General features: G+C 56.2%; 10 protein-coding genes. 5 read left to right on the top strand and 5 right to left on the bottom strand.

Annotated elements, in window-relative coordinates; genetic code table 11:
- The first annotated feature begins 1 nt into the window (after position 1).
- The 5 genes from G5221_RS02305 (at position 2) to G5221_RS02325 (ending at position 6,682) form a co-directional block, all read left to right on the top strand.
- A complete protein-coding gene (locus tag G5221_RS02305; RefSeq protein WP_421262733.1) occupies positions 2–2,431 on the top strand; it encodes an FtsX-like permease family protein in 2,430 nt (809 codons plus the stop codon).
- Positions 2,432–2,616: 185 nt separating this feature from the next.
- The gene (locus tag G5221_RS02310) at positions 2,617–3,657 is read left to right on the top strand and encodes a lipocalin-like domain-containing protein (RefSeq protein ID WP_421262813.1); all 1,041 of its coding nucleotides are present in this window, start codon (positions 2,617–2,619) and stop codon (positions 3,655–3,657) included.
- A 385-nt stretch (positions 3,658–4,042) separates the two neighbouring features.
- A complete protein-coding gene (locus tag G5221_RS02315) occupies positions 4,043–4,807 on the top strand; it encodes an SDR family oxidoreductase (RefSeq protein ID WP_421262734.1) in 765 nt (254 codons plus the stop codon).
- Between the two features lie 51 nt (positions 4,808–4,858).
- Positions 4,859–5,686, top strand: coding sequence for a bifunctional transcriptional activator/DNA repair enzyme AdaA (locus tag G5221_RS02320; protein WP_421262735.1), 828 nt, complete (start codon positions 4,859–4,861; stop codon positions 5,684–5,686).
- A gap of 432 nt (positions 5,687–6,118) precedes the next feature.
- Complete coding sequence (locus G5221_RS02325) at positions 6,119–6,682, top strand: hypothetical protein (RefSeq protein ID WP_288727628.1); 564 nt, start codon at positions 6,119–6,121, stop codon at positions 6,680–6,682.
- A 28-nt stretch (positions 6,683–6,710) separates the two neighbouring features.
- Here G5221_RS02325 and G5221_RS02330 read toward each other — a convergent pair whose 3' ends face one another.
- From G5221_RS02330 to G5221_RS02350, 5 genes are all read right to left on the bottom strand, one after another.
- Positions 6,711–8,144, bottom strand: coding sequence for a nucleotide-binding domain-containing protein (locus tag G5221_RS02330; RefSeq protein ID WP_421262736.1), 1,434 nt, complete (start codon positions 8,142–8,144; stop codon positions 6,711–6,713).
- A gap of 252 nt (positions 8,145–8,396) precedes the next feature.
- Positions 8,397–8,669 (bottom strand): hypothetical protein, encoded by a 273-nt coding sequence (locus tag G5221_RS02335; protein WP_005337011.1) that lies wholly within the window; start codon positions 8,667–8,669, stop codon positions 8,397–8,399.
- A 379-nt stretch (positions 8,670–9,048) separates the two neighbouring features.
- Complete coding sequence (gene guaA / locus G5221_RS02340) at positions 9,049–10,638, bottom strand: glutamine-hydrolyzing GMP synthase (RefSeq protein ID WP_149153088.1); 1,590 nt, start codon at positions 10,636–10,638, stop codon at positions 9,049–9,051.
- An 84-nt stretch (positions 10,639–10,722) separates the two neighbouring features.
- The gene (gene guaB, locus G5221_RS02345; RefSeq protein WP_005345006.1) at positions 10,723–12,186 is read right to left on the bottom strand and encodes an IMP dehydrogenase; all 1,464 of its coding nucleotides are present in this window, start codon (positions 12,184–12,186) and stop codon (positions 10,723–10,725) included.
- Between the two features lie 264 nt (positions 12,187–12,450).
- A complete protein-coding gene (locus G5221_RS02350) occupies positions 12,451–13,074 on the bottom strand; it encodes a YitT family protein (protein ID WP_100654792.1) in 624 nt (207 codons plus the stop codon).
- Positions 13,075–13,604 lie beyond the last annotated feature (530 nt).

The raw sequence follows: 13,604 nt of genomic DNA on the forward strand, positions 1-13,604 counted from the left end.
GATGCTGCCACTCAAAGCGCTGCTGCGCCTCTATCGCAGTCACCCCTGGTTGCTGCTGATGAGTCTGGCCGGGCTGGTATTGGGAGTGTCGCTGGTGGTGGCCATCGAGCTGCTCAATCACAGCGCCAGCACCAACTTCGTCGCCGCCCGCAGCCAGCTGGCAGGGGAAGCCAACTACCGGCTGGCCCCCGCTGGTGGGCTGGATGAACAGCTTTATGTACAACTGGTGACCAGCCAGCCCGCCCTCAATGCCATGCCCCAGATCCATGGCTGGCTCAAGGATGAAGAGGGGCGCAGCTTTCAACTGCTTGGGATGGATCTCTTCAACCCCGGCCCCCTGCGCCAGCTGTTTGGCGCCACTCGGGAGAGCGAGCCCGCGTTCTCCTTAAACCGCGCCGACAGCATCTGGCTGGCGGCCCCCGAGGCAGATCGCCTTGGCTGGCAAGCGGGCCAGAGCCGCCGCTTTGTATTGGGCGGCAGCGATGGCGCCAGCGCCCGCCCCCTGACCCTGACACTGGCGGGCACGTTCGAACCGGGCGCCGTGCCCATGGAGCGGCTGCTGATAACCGACATCGGCCTCGCCCAGCCGCTGCTGGATAAAGCGGGTCGGCTCGATCGCATCGTCTTCAAGCTAAGCGAATCAGAAGCTCGCACCCTGCAGGCCACCCTGCAAACCGATTATCCGAACCAGCCCTTGTGGCTTGAGCCCATCAGCCCGGCGCTCGATGCCAGCCAGCTTGGCGATGCGCTGGCCCTCAATCTGACGGCGCTCTCATTGCTCGCCATGGCGGTGGGATTGTTTCTGGTGTTCAACGCCCAGCGATTTGTCCAGAGCGTGCGCCGCCCCCAGCTGGCCCAGTTGATCATTCTGGGGATGGGGCCGAGTCGGGTGCTACGCTGGCTCATCCTGGAGCTACTTATTCTCGCCACCATCGGCACCCTGCTCGGGGTGCTGCTGGGGAGCCTGCTGGCGCTGGCGCTGATGGGGCAGCTCACCCAGGCGCTGGCCGATCTCTATGGGCCAAACCCCATCGACCTGTTGCGCCTCTCCCCCGTGAGCCTGCTCAAGGCGCTGTTGATCGGGCTGCTCGGCACGCTGGCCGCCAACCTGCCCGGCTGGTGGCAACTGCTGCGCCAATCCCCCCTCGAACTGCGAGCCGGGAGCAGCCGTCCCCCCGCTCACCCGTGGCGACGGCGCGGGCTGGCCATCGCCATCTTGCTGCTGTGCGCCCTCTGCCTGTGGCTGCCGAAAACGGGTCTGAGTGGCGCCCTCTTTATCGCCGGCGGCTGGCTGCTGGCCATGGCGCTCTGGCTGCCCGATGCCCTGCGCGGCCTGCTTGGCTGGTTGCGACGGCGCGCGGGCGGCCCCCTCACCGCCCGGCTCGGGGTGGCTGAGACCCTCTATCATCTCGACCGCACCGCCATCGCGGTGATGGCGTTGCAGCTCGCCATCGCGGCGGCCATCGGCATCGGAGTCATGGTGTCGAGCTTTCGCTCAAGCGTGGAGATCTGGCTCGGCCAGCGTCTGGCCGCCGATCTCTATGTCACCGCCCCCAAGGGGGTGGCGGGCAACAAGGGCACTTTGAGCGACGCCACCCTCGAGACCCTGCTCGCCAACCCGCTGGTAAGCGCCGCCTCGCGCCGCTCGGTGCACCCTGCCCGCTGGCGGGGGCAGCCCATCGAGTGGGCGCAGATGGATTTTATCCCCCAGCTTAAAGCAGCCTATCCGCTGCTGGCCGGACGCTGGCCAACCCGCCCTGACGAGGTGCTGGCGAGCGAACCGCTGACGGTGCGCCTCGGGGTCAAGGTGGGCCAGACATTGGCAATCAGCGGCGAGCAGGGGCCAAGGCAGTTCACCGTCACCGGCGTCTATCAGGACTACGGCAGCGACAAGGGGCAGATCCTGCACGCCTTCGAGGCGGGAGCGGTGCAATCCCTCGCCCTTTTTAGCAACGACCCCGAGCAGTTGGCCGATCGCCTGCGCGAGCGCTTTGGCGAGCAGCTCAATCTGCTCTCCGCCCCCGCCATTCACAGCGCGGCCCTCAAGGTGTTTGACCAGACCTTTGTGGTGACCGAACTATTGAAACTGCTGATCCTCGGCATCGCCTTTGTCGGCATCGGCTCGGCCTTTATGGTGCTGGGGTTGGCGCGCCGTGGCGAGCTGCAGACCTTGCAGAGTCTGGGCTTGAGCCCTCGCCACTGCCGCCAGCTGCTGGTGTGGCAAGGGGCGGGATTGGGGCTGCTCACCGCCCTGCTGGCCCTGCCGGTGGGGTATGGCCTCGCCTGGGTGCTGATCGAGGTGGTCAACCCCCGCGCCTTTGGCTGGCGCCTCGCCTTCGAGGCCGCCCCCCTTCATGCGGTCACCGCCCTGTTGCTGGCACCAGTCTGTGGCGCATTGGCCTCCTGGTATGCGGCAAGGAGAGTGGTATGAAATATCGGTTAGCGCACTGGCTCAGCCATGGCTTGAAGCTCCCATCGACCACTTCCCTCTCTCCGCCCCTTCTTCAGCACAGAGAAGAGCTGAGTGCGGCATTGAACCATCCCCTCTCCCTTCGGGAGAGGGCCAGGGTGAGGGGGATCTTGTCCTCCTTACGGCCCCTGTGGCTCGCCACCCTCTTGCTCCCGCTGATTGCCATGATTGGCAGCTCGCAGGCCAGCGATCTGGGCGCCCTGCTCGGCGGCGGCAACGACAACTTTAAAAAGGTGCTGCCGGGGCAAACCATCAAACTGCCGGAGGAGCACGCCGCCCACCTCGATTACCGCTCCGAGTGGTGGTATCTCACCGGCAATCTCAAGGATGAACAGGGGCGCGAATATGGCATGCAGTGGACCCTGTTTCGCCAAGCTATCGAGCAAGAACTCCGCACCAGCAACCCCTGGCTCACCCCCCAACTCTGGCTGGCCCAATTTGCCATCACGGATCTCGAGCGTGGCAGCCACCAGCAAGATGAACGGGCCAGTCGGCAGGGGCCGGGGCTGGCGGGGACCAGCGGCGGCCAATATTGGCTCAGGGAGTGGCGGCTTGCCTCGCAAGGAGCGGCGCTCTTCCCCGCCACCCTCAAGGTGCAGAGCAAGATTGGCGAGCTGAACCTCACCGTCACTGCCGCCAAGCCGCTGGTGCTGCAAGGCAAGGCCGGTTACAGCGAGAAGAGCCCGGGCAACGCCTCCTTTTACTACTCCTACCCGCGCCTGCATTTAAGCGGCACGCTGATCCGCGATGGTGAGACCCGCACCGTCACCGGACAAGGCTGGTTTGATCACGAGTGGAGCAGCTCGGTATTGGCCGAGTGGCAATCGGGCTGGGACTGGTTTTCGCTCCAGTTGAACGATGGCCGCGAGCTGATGCTGTTTCGCCTGCGCACCAAATCGGGACGCACTGAGCCTGAGAACCGCTACGGCATGTTGATTGAGCGCGACGGCAGCAGCCGGGTGCTCGCCCCTGACGCGATTCGCCTTACGCCGGGCAACACCTGGCGCGGCCCCAAGGGGCAGAATTACCCCGTCGAGTGGCAGCTAAACGCCGCCGGAATGAGCCTCACCATCAAAGCCCGTCAGCCCAATCAGGCCATGACAGGTCGCTTTGACTACTGGGAGGGAGCTGTCTCTGTCTCGGGGGATGCCAAGGGGGTCGGCTATCTGGAGATGACGGGCTATTGATCCAGGAGCGTGTCTGTTGATTGCAATCGCCGTCAATGCCCTGCCAGGCGGGCTTGATGATGCACGCAGCCACCATGGCGCCGGGGCTCTCGCCCCTCACTGCAGCACACAGGGCGCGCCGCACCTGGAGCCGGCAGTTTTAAAGGGGGGCATTATAAAGAATTCGGGGCGCAGTTCGCCCCTTTTGTTGCCGCAAAGGCCTGTATCGACATGTAGCAAAACAAGTTGGAGAGAAAGAGAGCAAGATTCGGGTCGTCCCAGCAAGGAGTGGTTGCCATAGTGGGGGCCAAACCCAAGTCGGTTGGAACCTATTGGGGTTCCAATCCACTGCCAACTTTGTGCGCCTCTTAATCTGGCGCACAACACACTCAGCGAGGGAACTGCCATGTCATTACTGTCCAACAAGGTCGCCATTATCACTGGCGCCAGCTTCGGCATCGGTCGCGCCAGCGCCATCCTGTTTGCCCGTGAAGGGGCCAGCGTCGTCGTCGGTGCCCGCCGCCAACCCGAGCTGGATCTGCTGGTGGAGGAGATCCGCCATGAGGGGGGCCAGGCGGTGAGTCTGGCGGGAGATGTGAAAAGCGAGAGTTACGCCCGCGCCCTAGTGGATCTCGCGCTAACCCGTTTCGGCGGGCTCGATATCGCCTTCAACAACGCCGGTACCACAGGCACGCCGGGTAGCGTAGAGCAGCTTGAGCTGACGCAGTGGCAGGAAACGCTGGATACCAACCTCACCAGCGCCTTTGTGGGTGCCAAGTATCAGATCCCCGCCATGCTGGCGCGTGGCGGCGGCTCGCTTATTTTTACCTCTACCTTTGTCGGCCATACCTTGGGGCTGCCCGGCATGGCGGCCTATGCCGCGAGCAAGGCGGGCCTCATCGGCCTGACCCGGGTGCTGGCCGCCGAGTATGGGGCACAAGGGATTCGGGTCAACGCCCTGCTGCCGGGGGGCACCGACACTCCCATGGGGCGGGCTTTTGCCAATACGCCAGAGAGCCTCGCCTTTGTGCAGAATATGCATGCCCTCAAACGGCTGGCCCAACCGGAGGAGATCGCCCGCTCGGCCCTTTATCTCGCGTCCGATGCATCCAGCTTTACCACCGGCATTGCCCTGCTGGCCGATGGTGGGGTATCAATTTGTCGCACATGACCTTGTCGCCCCCAACACACTGCGACCGCAAACTTATCGTGAGAGCGCCTTATGTCTGATTACGCCCGCATCGCCGATGCCATCCGTTTTATCGCAAGTCAGGTGGAGCGCCAGCCCACTCTGGACGAGATAGCGGCGCACGTTCACTTAAGTCCCTTTCACTTCCAGCGGCTGTTCAGCCGCTGGGCCGGAGTGACGCCCAAACGCTATCTGCAGGTGCTGACCCTGGAGCGGGCCAAGGTGCTGCTGCAGGAGTCGCGCCCACTGCTTGAGGTGGCCGATACCCTGGGCCTGAGCAGCGGCTCGCGGCTCTACGATCACTTCGTGCAGCTCGAAGCGGTGACGCCGGGCGAGTACAAGCAGCGCGGGGCCGGGCTGGTTATCGATCACGGGGTGCATGACACCCCCTTCGGTCAGGCATTCGTCGCCCTCACCCCGCGGGGGGTGTGCAACTTCTCGTTTCTCGATGACCAGACTCCACAGACGCCGCTGGCCGCCCTCGCCCACAGCTGGCCTGAGGCAAGGCTGCAAGAAGCGCCATCACGCACTCAAGGGGTCATCAACGCCATGTTCGATGGCAGCAAGGCGCCTGATCGCCCCATCTCCTTGCACGTGAGCGGCACCAACTTTCAGATCAGCGTCTGGCGGGCGCTGCTGCAGATCCCGCCCGCCAAGGTGGTGAGCTACGCCCAGGTGGCGAGCGCCGTCGGCAATCCCAAGGCCGCCCGCGCCGTGGGTCTGGCGGTGGGCGCCAACCCCGTCGCCTTGATGATCCCCTGCCACCGGGTCATCCAGCAAAACGGCAAACTCGGCGGCTATCACTGGGGCGAGACCCGCAAACAGGCGATACACGCCTGGGAAGCGGCGAGGTATGAGTAAACGTGGCCTTTTTCTGCCCGGCCTGATAAGGGTGACGAAACAGGAGTGTTAGTAGTGACTCAGCAGACAATCAGGCTGCGCCAGACAGCGTGCGGCGATATAAAGCGGGGACATAAGAAGAATCGGGACGCAGATCGCCCCTTTGGTTGCTTTGGCAAGGCTCCGCGCTCAGCCGCCCCACCCCAGCAAATTAACGAAACAGGTAGGGTGCAATAAGCGCAGCATGTTGCTCTAATTACAAAACAACCCTCTCATAATACATAACCCAATAATAAATGTATGTTATTGATTATTCCCATTCATTTGATATGTTCAGATACAAATAAAAATCAACACGACAATAGTAAAACCATCAGCTTTAATGATACAATTAACGAGCAGGAAATTTTATTTTGATAATAACTTCAGCAATTATAAAAAAGGATCATTTACATGTCAGAAAAAACTCAACTGCTACTTGAAGGTCTGAGAAGGACTGACAGTTTCATTTTAGCTGCAGACCAAAAATCATCGTTTTGCTTAGCTGCTGGACTTGCATTTCTAGGAATATATTCAACATTATTTTATTCTGTACTATCAGATGAAAAAACTGTAATACAGCCAACGCTGACGTGCACAATTTTAGGGCTGATATTAATCCCTTGGATTATGTTCTTTAAATATATACAAAATGTTTTCTCTCCAAATCTCAAGCAATCTAAAACAAAATCTATAATTTCGTTTTCATCTATCAAAAGCAGCCATGCAAATCTAGATGAATTTAAATTAACTTATAGGAGTTTACATGATGATAATGATTTTAACTGCTTCACGGAGAATGATATTCTGGAAAACCATTGGATCTGTTCTGAGATCTGCTTTGATAAAATGAAGAACTTTAAAAAAGGATTGTATTGGTTATGGCTCTCTCTATCATCATCCATTTTAGGATTAGCTATCCTTATATTTTTTAGTGAATACTCTGACTTTGTAAAACTTCTTGGAATTTGTAAATAGAATAGGGGAAACCCTATTCTATTTTGTTTTACTTTATAAACACAGCTATTATGTTTTTATATAAAATAACATTTGACTTATTAGGGTATAAAATAACTTCCATTGTATGGAGCCCTCTATACGCTGTAGCCTCTGGAATATCAAGCACAAGTTGGTTTTGGTATTGAGAATTGTTATAATCTATCTTTCTTTCAATTTCATAAGACCCTTCACTATTTTTCTCCCTAGCCTCCTTGCCATGATTTGTTTTTTTGAACACAACCTTTAAAGGATAGAAAACCTCTAACTCTCGAGGATTGGATATCTGTACTTCAAACTTCAAAGCAACATCTTTCTCCAAGAAAGATGATGCAGACCTATATTCACAGAAAGAGCTATCGCTTTCCATTTTATAATAACATGTAAAAATAACATTAGGATGAGGTATTACACTATTTATTCCATTTTTCCAATCCGTAGGGATGGGCAATACAGCTTGATACATGTCCATATTCAGCAATCGGCAACGACGATTAATTGGTTTACCAACAGCATCCATCATATTTGGCAATATATAAAGTTCTTCTTTTTCAACTCCATTCTGTATAACTTTTTTTATTTCAGAATAAAGTTCTGGGAAATCTATATGCTCTAAAATACCTTGTCCCATCATAGCAGTGTTGGTTTTGGCCTGTGACTGAGCTTTGGATGCCAAATCTACCGGAAGTCCAAGAGCTGTGACTTCAGAAGCGTCACCATATCCATAGTTAGCCCATATAACCTCATCATCATTGCCATAGTCCATTCCAATTCTAACACCCAAATTTACATCTTTACCGAGAATGCGATTCAATTCAGGGAATACTGATTTAGTTAATATCAACTTTAATGATGCAGCTGCATTTAACGCATTTGCTATTGCATCTTCCGAAGATGTTTTTTTATCTCCAAAAAATGCCATTACAGCATCCCCCATAAGGCGGTGAGGATAACCATCTAACGCTCTAATAACATCAACACAAGCCTGAAGAATACGGTTTTTCACCAAATATGCTTTTTCAAGAGGCATTAACAATGACAGTCTCGAGCTCCTTTTTATGTCCACAAACATTGTCACAATATGGTGATTTTCAATATCACCTGAATTTTTCAAATCAGCAAAATCCGGATGAGACCCTATTTTACTAAAGTTAATCCCACTCTTATTAAAGTACGGGCGTAAGATATTCTGATAGGTAAACTCCTTGGGTTTAACCAAAGATTTGAGGGTATCACCATATATTCGCACTCGACCATTTTTAAATAATTCAATAGATTCATTAACATTCCTGATTGACTCATTTCCAGCGATAGACTCCATCCCAAATGAATAATTACCTTCTAGGTCAGAAAAATATTCCTTTGTGATACTATCTAAATTAATTTTTCCCATACGCCCTCTAAATATCAAAACATACAAATCATTAACAATATCAAACACCACCTATATTACTATCTTTAAGGCTCGTCCGAAACCCTTAATTCAATAATTACTTTCATCATCATGTTAAAAATGTTGGTGCTTTCATAAGTAATACCACCATAATTTAAAAAATTACCTATATTGAATCATTTTTTTGTGCTGTACATTTAATAGAGCAATAAGAAAGACGCCCTAAGGCGTCTTTACTTTTATCTGGTATCTGGAGCAAACCGGTTAGGAGATCACCCCCTGCCCGCTTTGCCCCGCACCCAATCAGATCGGGGTAATGGAGGTGATATGGGCATCCCCGTCCAGTGATTTGAAGATCTGTACCACGGCTTCGCCATGGATCGGTTTGGCAAGCGGCACAGTGCTCTTGCACTTGAAGCGGTAGTTGGTGCCAGCCACCACTTGAGTGGAGACTTCAAAGGGTACGTACTGCACCCCGACAAATCCTTTCAGCGCCTGATCAAATACCGCCTGATCCTCAGCGGTCAGCTTGTGATATGCGGTCCATCCACCCACCAACACTGCTTGTTCTGACATATCAAACTCTCCGTGCTCTATGATCCCGACTCGTTTGGCCGTTCGGGCTGCGCCCCGTTGATTCAAGTGGTTTCCGGTCTCCACCGGGGTGTCATCACTGCCGGTTGGCGCGATGACAATGGGCCCGTTTGCGCAGCTATCTGCAACTGGATCAGCCCTCCCCCCAGCCACAAGCCGCTGTTGACAGCAGGCTCAATTGGCATGAGAGAGCCTAGTGCGAGATCGCAAAAATGCCCCTGTCACATATGACAGGGGCAAGGTGGCGAAAAAGCTGCTCGAACAAAGAAGATGTGTGGCGCAAACGATTGAGAAAAGAAAAGACGCCTCAAGGGCGTCTTTTTGCATTTTTATGCTCTAAGGGCAGAAGGGCGCGAGCCGCTTATTCCCATTCGATGGTTGCGGGCGGCTTGCCGGAAACGTCGTACACCACGCGGGAGATACCGTTGATCTCGTTGATGATGCGGTTCGACACGTGACCGAGGAAGTCGTATGGCAGGTGAGCCCAGTGGGCAGTCATAAAGTCGATGGTCTCGACGGCGCGAAGCGCAATGACCCAGTCATATTTGCGACCATCGCCCATGACGCCAACGGAGCGCACCGGCAGGAAGACGGCGAACGCCTGGCTGACCTGGTTGTAGAGGTCGGCTTTGCGCAGCTCTTCGATAAAGACCGCATCGGCGCGGCGCAAGATATCGCAGTACTCTTTCTTCACTTCGCCAAGGACGCGCACGCCCAGACCCGGGCCCGGGAACGGGTGACGGTAGAGCATGTCGTAGGGCAGACCCAGCTCGAGGCCAACGCGGCGCACTTCGTCTTTGAACAGTTCGCGCAGCGGTTCGACCAGACCCATCTTCATCTCTTCCGGCAGGCCGCCGACGTTGTGGTGAGACTTGATGACGTGGGCCTTGCCGGTCTTGCTGGCAGCGGATTCGATAACGTCCGGATAGATGGTGCCTTGCGCCAGCCACTTGGCGTTTTTCAGCTTTTTCGCTTCATCATCAAACACTTCGACGAAGACGCGGCCGATGATCTTGCGCTTGGCTTCCGGCTCGTCAACACCGGCCAGGGCAGAGAGGAAGCGCTCTTCCGCTTCAACCTTGATGATGTTGAGACCAAAGTGGTCACCAAACATCTCCATCACCTGGGTGCCTTCGTTCAGGCGCAGCAGGCCGTTGTCCACGAAGACGCAGGTCAGGCGATCGCCGATGGCGCGGTGCACCAGCATGGCAACCACGGAGGAGTCGACACCGCCGGAGAGGCCGAGGATCACTTCATCGTCACCCACCTGCTCGCGGATGCGGGCAACGGCGTCGTCGATGATGGTGGCCGGGGTCCAGAGGCATTCGCAGCCGCAGATGTCTTTGACGAAGTGCTCCAGCATGCGGGCACCCTGACGGGTGTGGGTCACTTCCGGGTGGAACTGCACGCCGTAGAAGCGCTTGGCTTCGTTGGCCATGGCCGCGTGCGGGCAGGTCGGGGTCTGGGCGATGGTGGTGAAGTCGGCCGGAATGGTGGTGACCTTGTCACCGTGGCTCATCCAGACATCCAGCAGGGCATTGCCGTTGTCGGCGATGGCATCTTCAATATTGCGCAAGAGGGCGCTGCTCTTGCCAGCTTCGCCCAGCACTTCCACCTTGGCGTAACCGAATTCACGCTCGGTAGAGGATTGCACCTTGCCACCCAGCTGCTCGGCCATGGTCTGCATGCCGTAGCAGATGCCGAACACAGGGACACCGGCGTTGAATACATACTCGGGGGCGCGCGGGCTGCCCGCTTCGGTGACGGACTCGGGGCCACCGGAGAGGATGATACCGCTCGGATTGAATTCGCGGATCTGCTCTTCGGTTACGTCCCAGGCCCACAGTTCGCAGTAAACGCCGATTTCGCGCACGCGGCGGGCGATCAGCTGGGTGTACTGGGAACCGAAGTCGAGGATAAGGATACGGTGCTGGTGAATGTCTTTAGTCATTTTATTCCTGCATCAGGCTGATGTTGTCACAAAGGGCACGGGATAAAAAAAGGGTGGAAAAACGGGGCGCAGGGCCCCGTTTTATCAGCCCATCCGATAGTTGGGGGCTTCTTTGGTAATGGTCACATCGTGGACGTGGGACTCTTTCATCCCGGCGCCGGAGATGCGCACGAATTCAGCTTTGGTGCGCATGTCGTCGATGGTGGCGCTGCCGGTCAGGCCCATGGAGGAGCGCAGGCCGCCCATCTGCTGGTGGATGATCTCTTTGAGGCGACCCTTGTACGGCACGCGACCTTCGATACCTTCCGGTACCAGCTTGTCGGCGGCATTGTCGGTCTGGAAGTAGCGATCGCTGGAGCCTTTGGACATAGCGCCCAGAGAACCCATACCACGGTAGGATTTGAAGGAGCGACCCTGATAGAGCTCGATCTCGCCCGGCGCTTCTTCAGTACCGGCGAACATGGAGCCGACCATGACGCAGCTGGCGCCCGCGGCAATGGCCTTGGCGATGTCGCCGGAGAAGCGGATGCCGCCATCGGCAATCACCGGAATACCGGTGCCTTCCAGCGCGTCAACGGCGTCGGAGATGGCGGTGATCTGGGGCACACCCACGCCGGTCACGATACGGGTAGTACAGATGGAGCCCGGGCCGATACCGACCTTGACGGCGTTGACACCAGCAGCAGCCAGCGCCTTGGCGCCCGCGGCGGTCGCGACGTTGCCACCGATGATCTGCAGATCCGGATAGGCGTCACGAGTGGCCTTGATACGATCCAGCACGCCCTGGGAGTGGCCGTGGGAGGAGTCGATCAGCAGCACGTCTACACCGGCTTCTACCAGCGCAGCGACGCGCTCTTCGTTGCCGGCACCGGCACCAACCGCAGCACCGACCCGCAGACGACCCTTGTCATCTTTACAGGCGTGGGGCTTGCGCTCGGCTTTCTGGAAATCTTTAACGGTGATCATGCCCTTGAGTTTGAAGTCGCCGTTCACCACCAGCACTTTTTCGATACGGTGCTTTTGCATCAGGGCAACCACCTCTTCGCGAGGGGCCCCTTCACGCACGGTGACCAGACGATCTTTCTGGGTCATGATCTGTTCAACGGTCTGGGAGAGGTCAATCACGAAGCGCACGTCACGGCCGGTGATGATACCGACCAGCTGATTGCCGTCAGTCACCACGGGGTAACCGGCGAAGCCATTCTTGTGGCTCAGCTCCTTGATTTGGGCGATGGTCATGTCAGGGCGCACGGTGACGGGGTCGGTGACCACGCCGCTCTCGTACTTCTTGACCTTGCGCACTTCAGCAGCCTGCTGCTCGATGGACATGTTCTTGTGGATAAAGCCGATACCGCCTTCCTGGGCCAGTGCGATAGCCAGACGGGCTTCGGTCACTGTATCCATGGCAGCGGAGATCATCGGGATGTTCAAGCTGATGGCGGAGGTCAACTTGGTACGCAGATCGGCAGTATTGGGAAGAACTTCGGAGTGGGCGGGAACCAACAGTACATCGTCGAAGGTTAACGCTTCTTTGGCAATCCTGAGCATGGCAATATCTCACCGTTGAGGAAGTGGGGGTGTAAAATATTGCCGACGAAGTTTACTCACGCATTGGTCACTGGTAAAGAAGTTTTTTGAATTTTTTATGGCATAGCCCTCTTTTAGGCGGCCAACGGCGCAAAAAACTAATAAATTCAGCTGTAATCATGCCTTTTTTCACGACAAGATGATCTTTTTTGTCGTTGAGCCCCTTTCTCCCTCCAACCTCCCGGAACAGCATTTTCAATGATCCAATTATGTGCAGCCGGGTGTTCAGTTTCCCTGATAGCGACCTGGCTTGTGCCAATTCATCAGCATGGCGTTCATCGCCAGCGCACTCAGGGTGGACCAGAGCAGCAAGGGCAGTGGCAAGGTGAGCAGGGAGAGTGCAAACACCAGCACATCAAGCACCATCTGGCTCTTTCCCGCGTTGATGCCAACGCGCCGTTGCAGCCAGAGCGTTACCACCCCGGTGCCACCTACGGAGGCATTGTGGCGCGCCAGAGACAACACCCCCATGCCGAGAAAGGTCCCCCCTACCAAGGCGGCAAACAGTGGGTGGACATAGCTCACCGTCAGCAGCAGCGGTACCGCCTGGGTGGCCGCCGAGAGGGTAACGTTGACGATCAGCGTCTTGATGGTAAAGGCGCGCCCCATGGTGAAGTAACAAAACACCATGAAGGGCATGTTGACCATGAAGAACAGAACCCCGATGGGCAAACTGCTGACATGGGCGAGCAGCAGGGCGATGCCCGCGATGCCACCGGTGATCATGCCGGAACACTTGAGCAGGTTGAGACCGACCGCGATAAACATGACCCCGAGCACCATGCCATAAACATCGTCCTTGAGGGTGTGGGCCAGGGCTTTGGTCGCCGGCACGGGCGACATGGTCATTTCACTCTCCATATGACTCCTCTCCATGTTTGCTGTGACATCAGGGCACCAGTCACTGGGCCGAAGGGGTCGGCATACTCGGGCGCCCTGGCCATTTCCCCTGCCGGTCCCCCTGCCGACATCACAAGACTCAGCAAAAAAAGCGCCAATCAACACAAGCATCCAGGATAAGCTGAAAAATCAAATTTAAATTCCGACATTCTGCCTATGACAGGAGCAACACACCCATTCATGGGACAAACATCAGGCTGCATCAGCATGTTTGACCAGCCACACTGAAGGCAGCTCACCATCTCCCCTTTTAAAGCCCGTTATTAAGTGGATCATGTTGATATGGTGCCACATGGCAGCATGAATCATGCTCGTCACAGGAGGGGCATAGGGTGGATACGGCATATTTCTCCAAGGTGGGTTCCTGCTGCCAATGTCGATGATGCGCACCACTTTGGGGCGAAAGCACCATAACAGAGCAAGCCACCCTCGGATGCCGCTTGCTCCCAAGCGATGTCGACGCTACTGCTTATTGCCTT

It is taken from the genome of Aeromonas sp. 602200, assembly GCF_049173895.1.
GTDB lineage: Bacteria > Pseudomonadota > Gammaproteobacteria > Enterobacterales > Aeromonadaceae > Aeromonas > Aeromonas veronii_A.